The 18,706-nt window shown below is 74.6% G+C and carries 14 protein-coding genes; 5 read left to right on the top strand and 9 right to left on the bottom strand.

The annotated features are described in order from the left end of the window. Positions 1-84: 84 nt before the first annotated feature. The 5 genes from ACWGSR_RS14560 to ACWGSR_RS14540 all read right to left on the bottom strand — a co-directional run bounded on the left by ACWGSR_RS14560 (position 85) and on the right by ACWGSR_RS14540 (position 7,818). On the bottom strand, positions 85-2,445 hold the full coding sequence (locus ACWGSR_RS14560) for a tetratricopeptide repeat protein (RefSeq protein WP_453566551.1): 2,361 nt from the start codon (positions 2,443-2,445) through the stop codon (positions 85-87). Next, positions 2,442-2,858 carry a hypothetical protein gene (locus ACWGSR_RS14555; protein ID WP_453566549.1) on the bottom strand — a complete coding sequence of 139 codons (417 nt, stop codon included), beginning with the start codon at positions 2,856-2,858 and terminating at the stop codon, positions 2,442-2,444. The genes ACWGSR_RS14560 and ACWGSR_RS14555 overlap by 4 nt, the downstream gene beginning before the upstream one ends. Before the next feature lie 122 nt (positions 2,859-2,980). Then, a complete protein-coding gene (locus ACWGSR_RS14550; protein ID WP_453566547.1) occupies positions 2,981-4,099 on the bottom strand; it encodes an ADP-ribosylglycohydrolase family protein in 1,119 nt (372 codons plus the stop codon). 165 nt (positions 4,100-4,264) lie between these two features. After that, a complete protein-coding gene (locus tag ACWGSR_RS14545; protein ID WP_453566545.1) occupies positions 4,265-6,850 on the bottom strand; it encodes a bifunctional FO biosynthesis protein CofGH in 2,586 nt (861 codons plus the stop codon). A 137-nt stretch (positions 6,851-6,987) separates the two neighbouring features. Beyond that, complete coding sequence (locus ACWGSR_RS14540; RefSeq protein ID WP_453566543.1) at positions 6,988-7,818, bottom strand: LLM class F420-dependent oxidoreductase; 831 nt, start codon at positions 7,816-7,818, stop codon at positions 6,988-6,990. Positions 7,819-8,011: 193 nt separating this feature from the next. Between ACWGSR_RS14540 and ACWGSR_RS14535 the strand changes: the two genes are divergently transcribed. Beyond that, on the top strand, positions 8,012-8,812 hold the full coding sequence (locus tag ACWGSR_RS14535; RefSeq protein ID WP_453566541.1) for a GNAT family N-acetyltransferase: 801 nt from the start codon (positions 8,012-8,014) through the stop codon (positions 8,810-8,812). A gap of 144 nt (positions 8,813-8,956) precedes the next feature. After that, positions 8,957-9,424, top strand: a complete 468-nt coding sequence (locus ACWGSR_RS14530; RefSeq protein ID WP_376240407.1) for a carboxymuconolactone decarboxylase family protein — start codon at positions 8,957-8,959, stop codon at positions 9,422-9,424. Here the strand turns inward: ACWGSR_RS14530 and ACWGSR_RS14525 are convergent. Both ACWGSR_RS14525 and ACWGSR_RS14520 read right to left on the bottom strand, forming a co-directional pair. Continuing rightward, positions 9,390-9,917 (bottom strand): N-acetyltransferase family protein, encoded by a 528-nt coding sequence (locus ACWGSR_RS14525; protein WP_453566539.1) that lies wholly within the window; start codon positions 9,915-9,917, stop codon positions 9,390-9,392. The two genes, ACWGSR_RS14530 and ACWGSR_RS14525, sit on opposite strands and share 35 nt — an antisense overlap. Before the next feature lie 209 nt (positions 9,918-10,126). Then, a complete protein-coding gene (locus ACWGSR_RS14520) occupies positions 10,127-11,692 on the bottom strand; it encodes an APC family permease (protein WP_376240412.1) in 1,566 nt (521 codons plus the stop codon). A gap of 497 nt (positions 11,693-12,189) precedes the next feature. Between ACWGSR_RS14520 and ACWGSR_RS14515 the strand changes: the two genes are divergently transcribed. Next, the gene (locus ACWGSR_RS14515; RefSeq protein WP_453566537.1) at positions 12,190-15,375 is read left to right on the top strand and encodes an AfsR/SARP family transcriptional regulator; all 3,186 of its coding nucleotides are present in this window, start codon (positions 12,190-12,192) and stop codon (positions 15,373-15,375) included. A gap of 203 nt (positions 15,376-15,578) precedes the next feature. Continuing rightward, positions 15,579-15,797: a hypothetical protein gene (locus ACWGSR_RS14510; RefSeq protein WP_366377169.1), complete on the top strand. Its 219-nt coding sequence runs from the start codon at positions 15,579-15,581 to the stop codon at positions 15,795-15,797. A gap of 207 nt (positions 15,798-16,004) precedes the next feature. On the opposite strand, the gene ACWGSR_RS14505 is transcribed toward ACWGSR_RS14510, so the two are convergent. After that, positions 16,005-16,433: a hypothetical protein gene (locus ACWGSR_RS14505; protein ID WP_453566535.1), complete on the bottom strand. Its 429-nt coding sequence runs from the start codon at positions 16,431-16,433 to the stop codon at positions 16,005-16,007. Between the two features lie 252 nt (positions 16,434-16,685). On the opposite strand from ACWGSR_RS14505, the gene ACWGSR_RS14500 reads away from it, so the two are divergent. Continuing rightward, positions 16,686-17,345 carry a hypothetical protein gene (locus tag ACWGSR_RS14500; RefSeq protein ID WP_376240419.1) on the top strand — a complete coding sequence of 220 codons (660 nt, stop codon included), beginning with the start codon at positions 16,686-16,688 and terminating at the stop codon, positions 17,343-17,345. Positions 17,346-17,358: 13 nt separating this feature from the next. Here ACWGSR_RS14500 and ACWGSR_RS14495 read toward each other — a convergent pair. After that, positions 17,359-18,706: outer membrane protein assembly factor BamB family protein (locus ACWGSR_RS14495; RefSeq protein WP_453566534.1), on the bottom strand; the 1,348-nt coding region annotated here is incomplete at its 5' end.

Here is an 18,706-nt window from a genome sequence, read left to right as displayed (position 1 = left end):
GCGTCACACCCCCCGCACCCACGGCAAAGCCCTCTCGACCGGATCGCCGTCCTGGCCGAGGGGGCTGGTTGCCGTCAGGGGTCCCTACACGAGGAGGCCCCGCGTCCTGACCGTCACCGGGTCGTCCGGGCCCAGGACCCGCTCGCACAGGGGAAGGTTCAGCCGCGCCAGGGCCTCGGCCTCGGCCGTCTCGCCCGCCGCCGCGAGGGTCTCGGCCAGACCGGTGCGGTTCGTGAGGAGGTACGGGTGCTCCCGGCCGAGCACCCGCTCCTGACCCGCGACGACCCGGCGGCCGAGCGAGATGGACTCCTCGACCCGGCCGAGGTCACCGAGGATCCAGCTCAGCAGCACGGTCGCGGAGAGCGTGAGCGCGTGCTCGGGCCCGTGCACGAGTTCGCGGCCCCGGAGGGCGCTCCGGGCCTCCGCTTCCGCCCGGTCCGGCCGGCCGAAGAGACGAAGTCCGTAAGCGTAGTTGTGGCGGGCGGTCACGGTGCTGAGGGAGTCGGGGCCGAGGTGCTCCTCGCAGGCGGCGACGACCTCCGGACCCACCCGGTCGAACTCGTCGGCCTCCCCGGCGGTCGCGAGGTACTCGATGAGGAGCGCCCGCGTGTGGAGCGTGTCCCGGTGGTGCTCGCCGACGACGCGCGAGCGGATCTCGATCGTTTCGCGCAGGGTGGCCAGGCACTCGTCGACCCTCCCCAACTGACAGAGCGGTTCATGGATGTCCTGCAGGCTCTCCAGGGTCTCCGCGTGCTCCCGCCCGAGCGCCCTCGTCCGGGCGTCGAGCACCCGGCGGTGCAGCGCCTCCGACTCCTCGAAGCGCCCCAGCCGGAAGAGCGACAGGGCCGCGCGGTGCTCCGCCCGGAGCGTCGCGGGGTCGTCGGGCCCCAGCCACCGCCCGGCCGCCTCCGCGGTGGTCCGCGCCAGGGACAGGGCGGCCGGGAAGTCGCCGCCGACGAAGAGACACGTGGCGAGGCACGTACCGAGTTCCACCGCGCGGGAAGCACTGCCGGCGTCGTTCAGCCGTCCGAGCAGGTGCGTCGCGTGGGACACCAGGTGGCCCACGGGCGGCACGTCCCGGCCCCGGTCGCCGCTCTCCGGGACGGCGCCCCGCAGGAGCTCGGCAGCGGCCGTGACGAGCAGCGCCCGCTGCTCCTCGGGGACGGCGGCGGCGACGCTGTCCAGGACCACGCCGTGCGTCTTGACGCATCGGACCGGCGTACCGCCGATGTCGAGGCTCACCAGCGAGACGAGTGAGTGGTCCAACAGACCCCGGAGGGCGGTCTCGACGTGCGCCCCGGTCAGCGGCGGGTCGAGGTCGCCGAGCCCCGCGGCGTCCACGGCACCGGGGCGGATCAGGGACAGGGGCACCGGGTCGGCGCTCCAGCACGACAGCAGCCTCAGGAGGGACAGGCATTCGGGTGCGCCGCCGTCCGCGAGGGCGGTCAGCGATATCTCCCACGTCCGGCCGACCAGTTGCCGGGCGTTCCGCTCGGAGTCGCCCGGACTCGCTCCCTGGTCGATCAGCTCGGTCGGGTTGTCGTCCAGGTGGCGTCGGTAGTCGCTCATGGACCAGCTCTCCAGGAGTTGTCGGGAAAGGAAGGACCCGGCCAGCGTGAGGGCGAGGGGGAGGCAGTCGAGCCTGCGCGCCACCGTCTCCGCGTCCTCCACAGAACCGGCTTCGGGAGCGAGGTCGCGCAGGACCAGCGCGGCGTCCTCGACCGGCAGCACCCCCAGGGGGTGGAGGTGCGCTCCCTGCCACGCCCGGGCGGCGGCCTGCCGTGTGGTGACGATGACCGTGCCCCGCGGACTCCGCCGCAGCCAACCGCCTTCCCCGAGCACCGTCGGGTCATCCGCGTTGTCCAGCACGAGGAGCCACGGTTGCGCGGAGGAGTCGAGGTAGTGCCAGACGAGATCGGCCGAAGCACGCTGCCCCTTGTAGGCCGAGGCCAGCTCGCCGTCCTCCGCTCCGCGGTCCGCGGCGACGGCGAGCATGCTCGCCCGGAAGGTGGAACGCTCAGTGGCGTTGACCCACAGGCCTATGCGGCGGTCCCCGCGCGTCACCTCGTTGAAGACGGCCTGGGCCAACGACGTCTTGCCGCAGCCTCCGAGCCCGTGGACGACGTGTACGCCCCCGGTCTCCTCCCCGGCCGCCGTCAAGAGGCTCCGCATGAGCTCCCGGCGGTCCCTCAGGACCACCGGGGCCCGCCCCACGAGCGGGGTGCGCACCGAATCCGGTGCGGGTGTCGCCGGCCCGAAGGGGCCCTCGGGTACCCGGACGACGGTGCGCCCCGAGGACGGGCCGAAGAGGGACGCGGCCTCGGCCGAGGGGTAGTGGTGGTGGTGCTCAGTGACGTGCTGGTCGCCCTGCGCCTGGTAGACGCGGCCGTGGCCGGACGCCCGGCCCAGCACTCCCGGCTCGGCGCTCCGCTCGGACCCGTTCACCGCTCGGTGATGTGCTGGTCCCGGCCGGCCTGGTAGACGCGGCCGTGGCCGGACGCCTCGGCCCGCATCCGCACCGTCCCGGCGGGGGCGGCCCGGTCCTCGGGATCGAGCTCGTCGAGGATCCGGCGCAGGTCCACGGCGACCTCGGGCTGCTCCCGCAGGAGGCGCCGGAGCCGACCCGCCCACTCCTCGCGCAGTTCCTGTTCCGTCAGGTCGTCCCCGCTCTCCCTGGCCACCAGCAGATCGTCCCTGGTCGCCTCGAGCTCCCCCTCCACGCCGTCGGCCCGGGACGGGCTGACCCGGCGCCACAGCGCCACGACCCCGTCACGCGTCCGCTCCCAGGCGTCCGTGGCCATGACCGTGACCACCGCGGTGCCCGCGGCCCGCGCGAGTTCCACCAGCTGTGCTTCCATCGACGTCCCCCCTGCCCGGCCCATGGGGCCCCGGTCGCTTCGACCGGACATCCACCATAGGTGCGTCACCGAGCACTGTCAGGTGAACCCTGCCCGCCGCCCCGCCCCGGCCGGAAACCCCCTCACCCCCTCGGATAGCGCGCCAGCCACCCCGGTGCGGACTCCGTGGGGGTGTGCAGGGCGGTGCCCTGGGTCATCTCCATCGAGAAGTCGTCCGCCAGTTCCAGGACCGTGCCCCGGCCCTCCAGGTCGGCCAGCCAGGCCGGGGGGAGGGCCGTGTCGCCGTGCAGGGCGCCGAGCAGGGCGCCGGTGAGCGCGCCGGTCGCCGGTGAGGGGCCGTCGTGGTTCACGGCGAGGCGCAGGCCGTGCCGTACGTCCTCGCCGACCAGGGCGCAGTAGACGGCCGCCGCCAACTGCCCCTCGGCCCGGTCCTCCTCCGCCCCGAGACCGGCCACCCGCTCCGCGTCCGGGACCCCTTCCCGTACGGCTCCGAGGGCGCGGTCGAGGGCCTCGGTGACCGGCTCGTGGCCGGGGCGCACCGCGAGCTGCTCCAGGGCCCCGGCCACCGCCGTCTCCACGGAGCCGCCGCGGGCCAGGCCGTGGACGGTGACCGCGAAGGCGCCCGCCGCGAGGAGCGCGGCCGGGGCGCCGTGCGTCTGGGCGGCGCACTCCACGGCGAGCTGGCAGACGAGCTGCGGCTCCCAGCCGACGAGCAGTCCGAAGGGGGCCGAGCGGACGAGGGCGCCGGAGTCGCCGGCCTCCGGGTTCTTGGGCTTGTCGAGGGTGCCGAGGTGCTCGTCGCCGAGGCCGGTGAGGCAGGCGCGGGACGGGTCGCGGCGGGCGTAGAGCCACTCCTCGCGGGCGAGCCAGCCGTTGTCCTTGCGGCGCTCGTCGGGGCCCCAGTCGCGCTGGGTGGCGGCCCAGCGCAGATGGGCCCGGTGGACGTCGGTGGGCGGGTGCCAGGCGCCGGCGTCGCGGCGGACCTGGGCGCGGATCAGGCCGTCGACGGTGAACAGGGTCATCTGGGTCGCGGCGGTGACGGCGCCCCGGCGGCCGAACGCGGGGACGGGGTCGGTGAGTCCGTCAGGTCCGTGGGCCTCGCGCAGCTCCGCGAGGGAGGAGCCGCCGGCGCCCGCCCCCAGCGCGTCGCCGAGCGCCCCGCCGAGCAGACAGCCCCGCACCCGGGCCCGGAAGTCCTGCTGCTCGGCACGGCCCCACACGGCTGCGGCTGTCGTGGCCACGACGTGCCCTCCCCCGGTCGGCGGTTCGCTGTCGGTTCCCTCGCCGCACTGTAATGGACCGGATACGCGCCACCGGGGGACCGGAACGTTATGTGTTCCGACGTCCTTCGGGCCTGTTTTGACCACACTCGGTCCGGCCCCGGTCCCGGCCCGATGGCGGCGGCCTCACTCCGCCGGGAGCACCGGGAGGAGTTCCGGCAGGTGCCCGTCGGAGGCCTCGGCCGTGCGCCGCCGCTCCTCCGGGACCTCCCCGTAGAGGGTCGTGCGGGGCCTGGCCGGGCGGCCCGCCGCCTCCGCGATGGCCTCCAGGTCCCTGATCGAGCGGTACGAGCCGTAACTCGAACCGGCCATCCGGGAGATGGTCTCCTCCATCAGGGTGCCGCCCAGGTCGTTGGCGCCCGAGCGGAGCATCTCGGCGGCGCCCTCCGCGCCCAGCTTCACCCAGCTCGTCTGGATGTTGGGGATGTGCGGGTGGAGGAGGAGCCTGGCCATGGCGGTGACCGCGCGGTTGTCGCGGACGGTCGGACCGGGGCGGGCGATGCCGGCGAGGTAGACGGGCGCGTTGGTGTGGATGAAGGGGAGCGTCACGAACTCCGTGAAGCCACCGGTCTCCTGCTGGATGCGGGCCAGGGTCCGGAAGTGGCCGAGCCAGTGCCGGGGCTGGTCCACGTGCCCGTACATCATCGTGGAGGAGGAGCGCAGGCCCAGCTCGTGGGCGGTGGTGATCACCTCGATCCAGGTGGCGGTGGGCAGCTTGCCCTTGGTGAGGACCCAGCGGACCTCGTCGTCGAGGATCTCGGCGGCCGTGCCGGGGATCGAGTCGAGCCCGGCCTCCTTCGCGGCCGTCAGCCACTCGCGGATCGAGAGGCCGGTGCGGGAGGCGCCGTTGACGACCTCCATCGGGGAGAAGGCGTGCACGTGCATGCCCGGAACGCGCTCCTTCACCGCGCGCGCGATGTCGAAGTAGGCGGTGCCGGGCAGGTCGGGGTGGATGCCGCCCTGCATGCAGACCTCCACCGCGCCGACCTCCCAGGCCTGTTCGGCGCGGTCGGCGACCTGGTCGAGGGAGAGGGTGTACGCGTCGGCGTCGGTGCGGCGCTGGGCGAAGGCGCAGAAGCGGCAGCCGGTGTAGCAGACGTTGGTGAAGTTGATGTTCCGGGTGACGACGTACGTGACGTCGTCGCCGGACACGTCACGGCGCAGGTCGTCGGCGATCCGGGTCAGGGCGTCCAGGGCGGGGCCGTCCGCGTGCAGGAGGGCCAGGGCCTGCGGGTCGGTGAGCCGCGTCGGGTCGTCGGCGGCGACGGCCAGCGCCTCCCGCACGTCGGTGTCGATGCGCTGCGGCACCATCCCGGGGGCGGCGGCCTCGCGCAGCGCCTCCCAGTCCCCGTACACCTCGTCGAAGTCGTCGCGCCGGTCGCCCGTGCGCCCCTCGGTGTCGATGGTGCGGTGCAGATCGGTGCGGCCGGTGGCGGCGAAGGCCTCGTCGGGCTCCTGCCAGGGCAGCCCGCGCACGGGCGCGTCGGGGTTCGCGAGTCCCGTCTCGGGGTCGGCGAGGGCGCGGACGTGCGGGAGGAGCCGGGGGTCGAGCCAGGGTTCTCCCCGGGTGACGAACTCCGGGTAGACGCAGAGGCGTTCGCGCAGCTCGAAGCCGGCGGCGGCGGACCGCTCGGCCAGCTCCTCGATCCTCGGCCAGGGCCGCTCGGGGTTGACGTGGTCGATGGTGAGCGGCGAGACCCCGCCCCAGTCGTCGATGCCGGCCGCGATGAGCCGCTCGTACTCGGAGTCGACCAGGTTCGGCGGGGCCTGGAGGCAGGCGGAGGGGCCCATGATCAGGCGGGCGACGGCGACGGTGGCGACCAGGTCGTCGAGCTCGGCGTCGGGCATCCCGCGCATCGCCGTGTCCGGCTTGGCGCGGAAGTTCTGGATGATCAGCTCCTGGACCGAGTGGTACGCGCGGGCGACGCGGCGCAGCGCGAACAGCGACTCGGCCCGCTCCTCCAGGGTCTCCCCGATGCCGAGGAGCAGCCCCGAGGTGAAGGGCACGGAGGAGCGGCCGGCGTCCTCCAGGACCCTGAGCCGCACGGCCGGTTCCTTGTCGGGGGACCCGTAGTGGGGGCCGCCGGGCTCGGACCACAGCCGGGTCGCGGTCGTCTCCAGCATCATCCCCATGGAGGGCGCGACGGGCTTGAGGCGCTGGAAGTCGGTCCAGGACAGGACCCCGGGGTTGAGGTGCGGGAGCAGCCCGGTCTCCTCCAGGATCCGGATCGCCATGGCCCGCACGTACGCGATCGTGTCGTCGTAGCCGTGCGCGTCGAGCCACTCGCGCGCCTCCGGCCAGCGGTCCTCGGGCTTGTCCCCGAGCGTGATCAGGGCTTCCTTGCAGCCGAGTTCGGCACCGCGCCGGGCGATGTCGAGGACCTCGTCGGGCGACATGAACATCCCGTGCCCGGCCCGGCGCAGCTTGCCGGGGACGGTGACGAAGGTGCAGTAGTGGCACTTGTCGCGGCAGAGCCGGGTGAGCGGGACGAACACGCTCTTGGAGTACGTGATGACGCCCGGCCGCCCGGCCGCCTCCAGACCGGCGTCCCGCACGCGCCCGGCGGACGCCACCAGGTCCGTCAGGTCGTCCCCGCGCGCCCTCAGCAGCACGGCGGCCTCGGAGACGTCGAGCGCGACCCCGTCCCTGGCCCGCCTGAGGGCCCGTCGCATGGCGTTCTCGGTGGGGCGTGCTGCCTGGTGATCGGTCATGGACCGAGCATACGAGCGGGTACGGGGAGGCGGGTTCGGGTCCCCGTACCCGGTTCGCCGTACCCGGTTGTCTGTGCCCGGCTCTCCGTGACCGGTTCTCCGTGCCCGTACGACTCCCCTCTCGGCCGCTCAGGCGCTCACAGGTACCGCGCGTACCCGTCGAGCACCCCCAGCACCTCGCCCTCCTCCCCCGGCGGGAGCTGGAGGACGACCTCCTCGCAGCCGAGGTCCGCGTAGTACGCGAGCTTGTCCGGGTTCGGCAGGACCGCGTACGGGACGACCCGGAGGGCCTTCGGGTCGCGGCCGGCCTCCTCCCACGCCGTCCGCAGGACCGGGAGGGCGCCCGCGAGGCCCCGGCCGCCGATCGGCAGCCAGCCGTCGGCCTGCGCGGCGATCTGCGCGAAGAGCTTCGGGCCCGCCGCCCCGCCGAGGAGGATCCGGGGCGCGCCGCCGGCCGGCTTGGGCCAGGCCTCGGAGGCGCGCACGGACTCCCCCGACTCCCCGGCGTACGCGGTGGGTTCGGGGGCCCACAGGGCCTTCATCAGGTCGATCCGGTCGCGGCCGAGCCTTCGGCGGGACGCCCAGTCGACGCCGTGGTCGGCCGCCTCCTCCCGGTTCCAGCCGAAGCCGACGCCGAGGGTGAAGCGGCCGCCGGAGAGGTGGTCGAGGGTGGCGATCTGCTTGGCGAGCGAGATCGGGTCGTGCTGGGCGATCAGGGTGATGCCGGTGCCGAGCCCGAGGCGTTCGGTGACGGCGGCGGCCTGTCCGAGGGCGACGAAGGGGTCCAGGGTCCTGCCGTACTCCCGGGGCAGCTCGCCGCCCGCCGGGTAGGGCGTGGTCCGCTCGACGGGGATGTGGGTGTGCTCGGGCAGGTAGAGCCCGGCGAACCCGCGCTCCTCCAGCTCGCGCGCCAGGCGCACCGGGGTGATGGTCTCGTCGGTCAGGAAGATCGTGGTCGAGATCCGCATACCGGCACGGTAGGGGGTGGGGCGGAGTTTTCCGAGACCCCGGACGGCCACGCGCCCCTCCCGCGACTCCCCTTCCCGCGACTCCCCCTTCCCGTCAGGCACCTGCCCGTGAGGCACCTGCCCGTGAGGCCCGCCCGTGCGCCGCCCGGAAATACGACTGCGTCCCTCCCGCCCCTGCCCCTACCGTGGCCCGGTGCTGAAGCGAATCGAGGCGTACTACGACGCCGTCCCCCGGTCCTCCGCCCGCGCCGAGGAGTTCGGCCCGCTGACCCTCTTCGTACGGGAGGGGGAGGGCTGGCCCTTCTACGCGCGGCCCGCGCTCGGGTACGAGGGGGAGGTGCCGGTCGCGGCCGTGGAGCGGGTGCGGGCCCGGCAGCGGGAGCTGGGGGTGCCCGAGGCCTTCGAGTGGGTCGCGGAGACGGCGCCGGGGCTGCGGGCGGCCGTGGAGGCGAGCGGGCTCACCGTGCACGAGCACCCGCTGATGGTCCTGGAGGGCGGGCCCCTCGCCGTACCGGAGCCCGAAGGCGTCACCGTACGGCTGCTGGACGCGGACGACCCGGGTCTGGAGAGCGCCGTCGCCGCCCCGTACGCCGCCTTCGGCTTCCCGCCCGAGCCCGGGACCGCCGGGCGGACCGCCGACCGGATCACGGCCGGCCTGACCCGGCTCGCGGCGGCCTTCGACGACGCCGAGGGCGGTACGGCGGGGGGCGCCGCCCTCTCGGCCGGGCAGCACCAGCCGGTGGGGGACGTCTCCGAGGTCGTCGGCGTCGGCACGGTCCCGGCGGCCCGGCGCCGGGGACTCGGCCTCGCGGTCACGGCCGCCCTGGTCGCGGACGCCCGGGCCCGGGGCGCGGAGCTGGTGTTCCTGTCGGCCTCGGACGCGGACGTGGCCCGGCTCTACGGCCGGCTCGGCTTCCGCACGGTGGCGACCGCCCTCATCGCGGAGGCGGAGTCGGAGTCGGAGTCGGAGGCGGAGGCGGAGGCGGAGGCGTAGAAGTACGCGGGGGTGCGGCGGGGCCGTTTCGGGGATCAGGGAAAGACTTTCGGGGAAAGTCCTCCGGTCGTGTCACATCCCCGGCCCCCGTTCCGTCGTTGCGGTGAAAGCACACGCCGAACGAGACGCCGAGGAGCGATCACCATGACGCACACCCCCGAGGCCCGCATGACCAACCCCGCCTACGTCCTGCCCGACGCCGGCCCCGCGATCCAGGGCCTCGTGAAGGCCACCCGCCAGGGCGGGGTCTCCGAGGAGATCCTGGAGCTCGTGCACCTGCGGGCCAGCCAGATCAACGGCTGCGGCTTCTGCGTGGACTACGGCGTGAAGAACGCCCGGAAGGCGGGCGTGAGCGACGAGAAGCTGTTCGCGGTCTCCGCGTGGCGCGAGGCCCCGTACTTCTCGGACGAGGAGCGGGCGGCCCTCGCGCTCGCCGAGCACGCGACCCGCCTCGCCGACAGCACGGACGCCGTGCCGGACCCGGTCTGGGACGCGGCGGCCGACCACTTCGACGAGAAGCAGCTCGCCTCGATCGTGATGATGATCGGCCTGACGAACTTCTTCAACCGGCTCAACGTCACCGTCCGGCAGCCGGCCGGCGTGGCGATCTGACCGTACGGGCCCCGCGCACCATCAGGACGTCGACCGGGTCCTCGGACTCGGTCGTGAAGCCCTCCCGCTCGTAGAGGCGGCGGGCCGCGCTCCCCTGGAGGACCACGAGGCGGACGGGCACCCCGTCCGCGTCGGCCCGGTCCAGCAGCTCGCGCAGCACCGCCGTCCCGAGCCCCCGCCCCTGCACCCCGGGGGCCAGGTAGAAGTGCTCCAGGTGGAGCCCCTCGCCGCTCTCGTCCGGGCGCAGGGTGACGCTGCCCGCGAAGGCGCCGTCCACCTCGACGACGGAGGTGTGCGCGGGCGAGAAGCCGTCGCGCAGCCGCTGCCGCACCCGGTGCTCGTCGTAGCGGCCGAGCCGCACCAGGTCGTCCCGCATCACCTGGGCCCGCAGCTCGGCGACGGCCTCGACGTCCGCCGCCCGGCCGGGGCGCAGCACCCAGTCCACCGTCTCTCCCACCTCTCCCACCTCTCCCACCTCTCCCACAGGCTCCATGCGCGCATCCTAAGCAGTGCCGGGGAGGTCGTAGCCGGACCCGCCCCTCCACGCAGGGAGGTGGTAGCCGGACCCCGCCCTGCCGCCCGCGAACGCGGTGGTGGAGCGCCTGCTGCCGGGCGGCCGCTGAGCGGTGCGGAACGGACGAAGGCGGCGGGACCCCCCACGGGCCCGCCGCCTTCGCGTCTCCGCGACTCAGGAGTCTCCGGTCAGTCGGCCACCACCAGGGACGGGGTCTCCTTGGTCAGGACCTCGCCGCGGAAGAAGGCGGGGCTGCGGCGCTGCATGACCAGCATGATCACCACGCCGAGGAGCAGCAGGCCGACGCCGATCACGAAGACCGAGCCCATGCCGAGGACGGCGGAGCCGGAGCCGTACGCCGGGTCCCACATGTCGTACAGGGTCTTGCCGAAGACGGCGGTGAGCATGAGGCCGCCGAGCAGCGGCATCAGGCCCTTGAAGGCGAAGTCGCGGAAGGAGCGGAACAGCACCTTGCGGAAGTACCGGACGCAGGCGAAGGCCGTGAGCGCGTAGTAGAAGCAGATCATCAGGCCGAGGGCGTAGATGGTGTCGACCAGGACGTGCTCGCTGACCAGGGTCATCACGGTGTAGAAGACACCGGTGGCGACACCGGCGACGATCGTGGCCCTGCCGGGGGTCTTGAAGACCGGGTGGACCTCGGTGAAGGACTTCGGCAGCGCCTCGTACGTGGACATCGCGAGGACCGTGCGGGCGACCGGGATGAAGGTGGTCTGGAGGCTCGCGGCGGCGGAGGCCAGGACCGCGACGAAGAGCAGGATGCCGAGGGCGGGGCCCATGACGGGGCCGGCCAGGGCGGCGAAGACGTTGTCGGAGGTCTCCGGGTTGGCGAGGCCGAGGCCCTGCTCGCCGGAGCCGACGGCCATCTGGGCGGCGATGCCGGTGGCCAGGTAGGAGCCGACCAGGACGACCATCGCGATGAGGGCGGCGCGGCCGGGGGTCTTCTCGCTGCCGGTGGTCTCCTCGTTGGTCGCCATGCAGGCGTCCCAGCCCCAGTACATGAAGATCGAGAGGGAGAGTCCGGCCGTGAAGGCGGCGAAGGACTGCACCGCGAAGGGGTTCATCCAGGACCAGGAGAAGTCGACCGAGGTCTCGAAGGAGCCGGCCTTGCTCAGGGCCATGCCGACGAAGACGGCGAGGACGACGAGCTGGAGGCCGACGAGGGTGTACTGGACGCCCTTGGTGGCGGTCATGCCGCGGTAGCTGATCGCGGTGGCGGAGGCGATGAGCGCGAGGCAGGTGACGATGTGGACGGCCTTGTTGCCGTCCAGGGCGGCGACGGACTCGCTGCCGGTGATCTCGCCCGCGAGGAGCCAGAAGTAGGAGGTCGCGACGCCGGCCAGGTTGGAGAGCACGATGATCGTCGCGATGACGAGGCCCCAGCCGCACATCCAGCCGATCTTGGGCCCGAAGGCCTTCACGGTCCAGGTGAAGGAGGTGCCGCAGTCCGGCATGGCCTTGTTGAGCTCCCGGTACGCGAAGGCGACGAGGAGCATCGGGAGGAAGCCCGCGAGGAAGACGGCGGGCATCTGGAGCCCGACCTCGCCGGCGGTGGAGCCGAGCGTGGAGGTCAGACAGTAGACGGGGGCGACGGTGGAGACGCCGATGACGGCGCTGCCGAGGAGGCCGACGGAGTTCCCGCCGAGTCCTTTGGTGCGCACGCCGTGGGCGTCGCCCGGGGCGTCGACGCCCCTTACCGTGTCTCCGGCCAGCGGCCGCGCTTCCACCTGAGTCATGAACAGGACGTTAAATGCTGCGGTTTCCACATCCGGAGGTTCGGAATCCGCGCGAGTGATCGACCGTCGCCTTGCATTGCGGGGGTCGAGGCGGACACTCGCCAATGATTGAAAGATCGACCAACCGGACCACCCGACCAACCGGTAGGTCCGTCGAGCGGCGTCCGATATGCGGGAACCGCAGCGGAGCCCGGAATGTCCGTTTCAGAATTTTCCCGAGGAATTTTTCGAACGGTCACCGGGGGCTTGCGCGGGCAGGAACGGGGCGCCGCGGGGCCCGCGGAACGGGGTGCGGAACGGGATCCGGAGCACGTCGGCCCTCCGACGGGCCCCGACGGCCCCGCGGGAGCCCCGGCGGGACACCGCCCGACGCCCCGTGAGGGCGCCCCGTACAACGGTCCGGCAACGGCTCCGCTCCGGCCGACCCGATGCTGACGGACTCCCTCCGGACAAGGCAGACTGTCCTGGGCTAAACCAGCGGTACGGCAGGGGGAGCTATGGACCGTGAGGACGGGCCGCGAGTCCCGGCGCAGCGGGCTGCGGAAACGGGCGGGAACGCCCCGGTGGACCCGGACGCCCCGGTGACTTCGGCGGTTTCGGTGACTTCGACTTCGACTTCGGTGGGTGTGGCGGGCTCGGGGGTGCCGGAAGCTCCGGTGACCTCGGCGGGTACGGCGCGCTCGGAGGTCCCGGTGGAGCCGGTGGCTCCGGAGACCTCGGCGGCTCCGGCGGGTACGGCGGGTACGGCGGCTCCGGCCGGGACGGACGCCGGTGCCGGAGCGGGCGCGGGGGCGCTGCGCTTCGGGGTGCTCGGGCCCGTGCGGGCCTGGCGGGGCGACGAGCCCGTGCCCACCGGATCGCCGCAGCAGCGCGCCCTGCTCGCCGCCCTCCTCCTGCGCGGCGGCCGCACCGCCACCGCCGCCGAGCTGATCGACGCCCTCTGGGGCGAGGAACCGCCCTCCCAGGCCCTCGCGGCCGTCCGCACCTACGCCTCCCGGCTCCGCAAGGCCCTCGGACCCGAGGTCCTGGTCAGCGAGTCCGGCGGCTACGCCCTGCGCGCCTCCGCCGCCGCGCTCGACCTCACCGCCGCCCAGGAGCTGGCCGCCGGGGCCGAGAAGCTGCGGTCCCGCGGGGACCGCGCGGCCGCCCGGGCGCGGCTCGCCGAGGCCCTCGACCTGTGGGACGGCGAGGTCCTGGCCTCCGTGCCCGGCCCGTACGCCGAGACCCAGCGCACCCGCCTGGAGGAGTGGCGGCTCACCCTCCTGGAGACCCGGCTCGACATCGACCTGGAGGTCGGCGCGCACGCCGAGGCCGTCTCCGAGCTGACCGCGCTCACCGCCGCGCACCCGCTGCGCGAGCGGCTGCGCGAACTGCTCATGCTGGCGCTCTACCGCAGCGGACGGCAGGCCGAGGCGCTCGCCGTCTACGCCGACACGCGCCGGCTCCTCGCCGACGAGCTGGGCGTCGACCCGAACCCCGAGCTCTCCCGGCTCCAGCAGCGCATCCTCCGGGCCGACGCCGAGCTCGCCCGGCCCGTCGAGGAGCCCGCCCCGGCCGCCGCGCCCGTCGCGCGCCCGGCCCAGCTCCCGGCGACCGTGCCGGACTTCACGGGCCGCGCCTCCTTCGTACGGGAGCTGGGCGCCCGGCTCGCCACCGCCGAGGGCCACGTCATGGCGGTCTCGGCGCTCGCGGGCATCGGCGGCGTCGGCAAGACGACGCTCGCCGTGCACGTCGCCCACGAGGCGCGGCCGCACTTCCCGGACGGGCAGCTGTACGTCGACCTCCAGGGCGCGGGGTCCCGGGCCGCCGCGCCCGAGACCGTCCTCGGCTCCTTCCTGCGCGCGCTCGGCACCCCGGACTCGGCCGTCCCCGACTCCCTGGACGAGCGGGCCGCGCTCTACCGCTCGACGCTGGACGGGCGCCGGGTCCTGGTCCTCCTGGACAACGCCCGCGACGCCGCCCAGATCCGCCCGCTGCTGCCCGGCACGGCGGGCTGCGCGGCCCTGGTCACCAGCCGGATCCGGATGGTCGACCTGGCGGGGGCGCACCTGGTCGACCTGGACGTGATGTCCCCGGAGGAGGCGCTCCAGCTCTTCACCCGGATCGTCGGCGAGGAGCGGGTCGGGGCCGAGCGGGAGGCCGCGCTCGACGTGGTCGCGGCCTGCGGCTTCCTGCCCCTGGCCATCCGCATCGCCGCGTCCCGGCTGGCGGCCCGCCGCACCTGGACGGTCTCGGTCCTGGCGGCCAAGCTGGCGGACGAGCGGCGGCGGCTCGACGAGCTCCAGGCGGGCGACCTGGCGGTCAAGGCAACCTTCGAGCTGGGCTACGGGCAGCTGGAGCCGGCCCAGGCCCGCGCCTTCCGCCTGCTCGGCCTGGCCGACGGCCCGGACATCTCGCTCGCGGCGGCGGCCGCCGTCCTCGACCTGCCCCTCCGGGACACCGAGGACCTCCTGGAGGCCCTGGTCGACACGTCCCTGCTCGAATCGGCGGCCCCGGGCCGCTACCGGTACCACGACCTGGTCCGGCTCTACGCGCGTGCGTGCGCGGAGAGGGACGAGCAGCCCCCGTCGGAGCGGGAGGCGGCGCTCTCCCGGCTCCTCGACTTCTACCTGTCGACCGCCGCCCGCGTGTACGCCATCGAGCGTCCCGGCGACCGGCTGGTCGACCACCTGGAGCCCACCGGGTACGACGGCCTGGCCTTCACCGACCGCCACGAGGCCCAGGACTGGCTCTACGCGGAGGCCAACTGCCTGCTGGCGACGGTCCGCCAGTCCGCCGCCTCGCCCGCGACGCTGCGGCGGGGCGTGGACCTGCTGTGGGCCTCCCTCGACCTCGCGGAATCGGGCGCGAACTCCCGGGAGTACGAGGCGGTGGCGACGGTGTTGCGGGAGGCGGCGGGCCGGTCGGGGGACGTCCGGGCGAAGGGCCGCGCGGCACTGACCCTGGCGTACGTCCAGCACGTGACCGGCCGGTTCGACGAGGCGGACGGCGAGGCCCGCGAGGCGATGGAGCTGGCGTCCTCGACCGGGGACGCCCTCCCGCTGTGCTGGGCCGCCAACGCCCTCGGGATCATGGCGCTCTACCAGGGCCGCACCGAGGACGGGGAGCGGTTCCTGACCCGGGCCACCACGTCGTTCCGCGCCTGCGACGACGAGGCCGGCGAGGCCAGCGCCCTGTGCAACCTCTCCCGCATCCACCTGGCCATGGGGCAGACGGACGTCGCGGTCGAACTCGCCCGGCGGGGCACCGGGATGTACGACACGATGGGGCACGCCCTCAAGGGCGCCAACGGCCGCTACGCGCTGGGGCTCGCGCTGACCGCGAGCGGCCGGCTCGACGAGGCGGCCGCCCGGCTCACCGAGGCCCTCGACGTCTTCCGGGACAGCCGGCAGCGCCTCTGGGAGGGCATGTCGCTCTTCCGGATCGCCGAGGTGGACATCGCGGCCCGCCGGTACGCCCAGGCCGCCTCCCGCTCCGAACTGGCGCTGGTCGTCCTCCGCGGGGTCGGCGGCGAATGGCGTCGCGGGCAGGTCCTCGTCGTCCTCGGCCGCGCGCTGTCCGGGATAGGGCAGCACGGCCGGGCGCGGGTCTGCTGGCAGGAGGCGCTGGACATCTTCGTCGAACTCGGTTCGCCGGAGGAGTCGGACGTGCGGGCCCTGCTGCGGGAGACCGCCGCCGCGTAGCCGCTGAACTGCCCGTTCATCGTTCGTTTATGAGGGTGCGGCAATGTTCTTCCCACGATCCGTCGCGTCGGGGGGCAGACGGGTCACCGGTAAGGCCGTCACACCGTCGCACTAGGGTGAACGGCTCCGGGTGGGACCGTCCAGCAGTCCACGGGGGAACTGCCGGACGGTCCCTCCCGCCCCATCCGAGGTAACAACGGGAGATGATCAGCATGGCCGACCTGGACCCCACCGCGCCGAACGCCGCCGGTGAAGAGATCGTCAGCAAGAACATGCACGCGACCGACGCTCCGCTCGCCGACTCCGTGGCCGCGAAGATCGGCATCAACGGCAACATGCACGCCACCACGGAGCCGATCGACGGCACCGCCGGCGCGACCACGAACGGCAACATGCACGCCACGTCGGAGCCGGCCAAGTAGTCCACTCCCGACGGGGAGAGGGCCGCGGCGGCGACTTCGGGGGAGCCGCCGGGGCCCGGGAGGTCCGGTCGACGGGGGAAGCACACGGGCTCGGGGGACGTCCGGCGGAACCGGGGGGATCCGTCCGGGCGGGGCCCGTGCGCGACGCGGTCGGACCACCGCACAGGGAGGGGCCGGGCAACTGCCCGGCCCCTCCGGCGTTCCCGGCTACCGGCGCGCGTCGAGGCGGTGCCGGAGCGAGCCGTCCGGGCCGAAGACGTCCATCAGGTAGCCCCGTTCGAGGGAGACGCCCTCCTCCCGCTCCAGGTACCCGGCGACCGAGGCCTTGAGCGCGTCGAACCGCCCGGCGTCCCGCTCCTCCCCGCGCGTCCACACGGTCACCAGGGGAACGCCCCCGGCACCGGGGCCGCGCTGGATCCCGTACACGTCCTCCGCCCCGCCGGACCGGCGGTAGCGCTCGGCCGTCCGGGCCGCCTCGTCGGGCGCGGCGGTGGCGGTGACCGTGGGACCGGGGGTGACGGGCGGGGCGCCGCGGTCCGCCTCCGGGGCGGTGGCCGGGGAGCAGCCGGACGCCAGGAGGACGCTTGCGAGGGCGAGGCAGGCCGCCGGGGCCGCCGGGCGGGTGAGGGGACGCATCGGGTCATTGTCGCGGGCGTGCGCGCGGGCCGCCGGGCCCCGCCGGTGAAATGGCTCGATCCCGTACGGGCCCCCGGGGGCCTGTCGCCGGAACGGCTCGATCCCGTACGGCCGCCGGGTCCCGCCGCCGGAACGACCCGGTCCCGGCCGCCGGAACGGCGTGTCCGTGCCGCCCCCGTGCCGCATGGCGGGCCCCTTCGACCCGGCGTAGCGTCGGGAGCGAGAGCCGGACCACTTCAGGAGGCCGCTTCGATGATCCGCAACGTCGCCGGCGCCGTCCTGGCTCTCGCCGGAGCGACGGCCGCCGTGCTGAGCCCCTTCCGTGCCTGGTACGACGGCCGTCACGGGCGCGACTACGCGATCGACGAGCTGTTCACCGGCATCACCGACGCGAAGGCCGGCCTCTGGTGGTCGCTCCTGCTGCCCTTCGCCTTCGCCGCCCTCCTCACCCTCGTCGGCCTGGTGCTCCGCTCCCGTCTCCTCGTCGCCCTCGCCGGGCTCGTCGTCCTCGGCTTCACCGTCTTCTGGATGGTGCGCGTCGGACAGTACGAGGGCAGCCTCACGGTGGACGGGGCCGGGACGGGCCTCGGCGACGGGGTCGCGAACGCCCTCGGCGGCGGGGTCCTGCTGCTGCTCGGCGCGCTCGTGATGTCGGGACGGAAGCGGAGGAAGGACCGGAAGGGGCCGGAGGAGCCGAGCGCGTACCCGCCCCCGTCGGGGCCCGACCCCCGCGCGACGCCCGTGTCCGATCCCTACGGGGCGCCCGCGGGCGACCCCCGGGAGGCCTCCTCCCCCGGCCCGTACGACGCGTACGACCCCTACGGGTCCGAGCCCACCCGGACCTTCGACGTGCCCGGCCGGGAGAAGGAGTGGGGGCGGGACCCGGACCAGGACGGTCCCGGGCCCCGCTGAGGCGCCGGGCCCGTCAGCGGGCCGCCGCCGAACCCCGGCCCGTCGCCGTGCCCTTCACCGCGTCGAGCGCGTACACGCAGCGGTCCTTGCTGCACGCGTACACGACCCCGCCCTTCGCCACCGGCGAGCCGGTGATCTCGCCGCCGGTCGCGAGCTTCCAGCGGAGCTGCCCGCCGGTCGCGTCCAGGGTGTAGAGGACGTGGTCGGCCGAGCCGAAGTGGATCCGGCCGTCCGCGACCACCGGGGAGCCGACCAGCTCGCCGCCCGCCGCGAACCGCCACCGGGGCGTGCCGGTGACCGCGTCGAGCGTGTAGAGCGCGCTGCCGCTGCCGACGTGCACGTTGCCGTCCGCGACGAGCACCGGCTCGGCGGACTGGCGCTGCTCGGTCGCGATCCGCCAGCGGTCCTGGCCGGTGGTGGCGTCGAGCGCGTACACCGTGCCGAGGTGGTCGGCGAGGTACACCCCGCCGCCGGTGACGGCCGGGCCCGGCGCGAAGGCCGGCGGGGAGAGGAAGACGGCCGGCGCCTCGAAGTGCCAGCGCACGTGCCCGGCCGCGACGTCGATCGACAGGACCCGGGTCCCGGCCGACACGTACACGTAGCCGTCCTCGGCCGGGGCCACCCGTACGGGTACTCCCCCGCAGGAGGCGGCGTCCCCGATCGGGTACGACCAGCGCTCCACCCCGGTCCGCGCGTCGAGGGCCTGGAGCCGGGCGTCCCGCCACACGTACACGGTGTCGCCGTGCACGGCGGGCCCCGCCTCCGGGGTCTCGAAGTCGGTCTGCGCGCCGGTGACCTCCCACAGCTTGGCGCCGTTGGAGGCCTCCCAGCCCTGGACCCCGCCGCCGCGCGTGCCGGTGACGACCGTGCCCCGGTCGACCTTGAGCGCGTACACCCAGGCGTCGGTGTGCAGCCGCCAGCGCTCGCCGCCGTCGCCGGCGTCGAGGGCGTACAGGGTGGGCCCGTCGGAGGCGTGGATGCGGCCCCCGGCGACGGCCATGGACCAGGCCACGTCCCGGGTCTTGAACTGGCGCCGGCCGCTGCCGGTGTCCAGGGCGTGCACCTCGAAGGAGGTGACGTACAGCAGGTCGCCGTCGACGACCGGGGTGCCCCAGACGTCGTTGGACATGCGGAAGCGCCAGGGCCGCCAGTGACCGGGGTCCGGCGGGGGCGGGGCCGGGTCGGCGCCGCCCTGCGCGGGCACGTTCAGCGGGCGGGAGCCGGGCGGCGGGCCGGGCTCGGCGCCGTGCGGACCGCCGCCGGGCGGCCGGATCCAGCCGGTCGCGGGGCCCGCGTCGGCGCCCCGGCCGACGGCGAGCGCCGCCCGGGTGTCGGCGACCCGGGGGCCGGGGCCGATGGGC

The organism is Streptomyces sp. NPDC055632 (assembly GCF_053618675.1).
The sequence above is the reverse complement of the archived record's forward strand: the minus strand, read 5'-3'. Positions and strand labels throughout refer to the sequence as shown.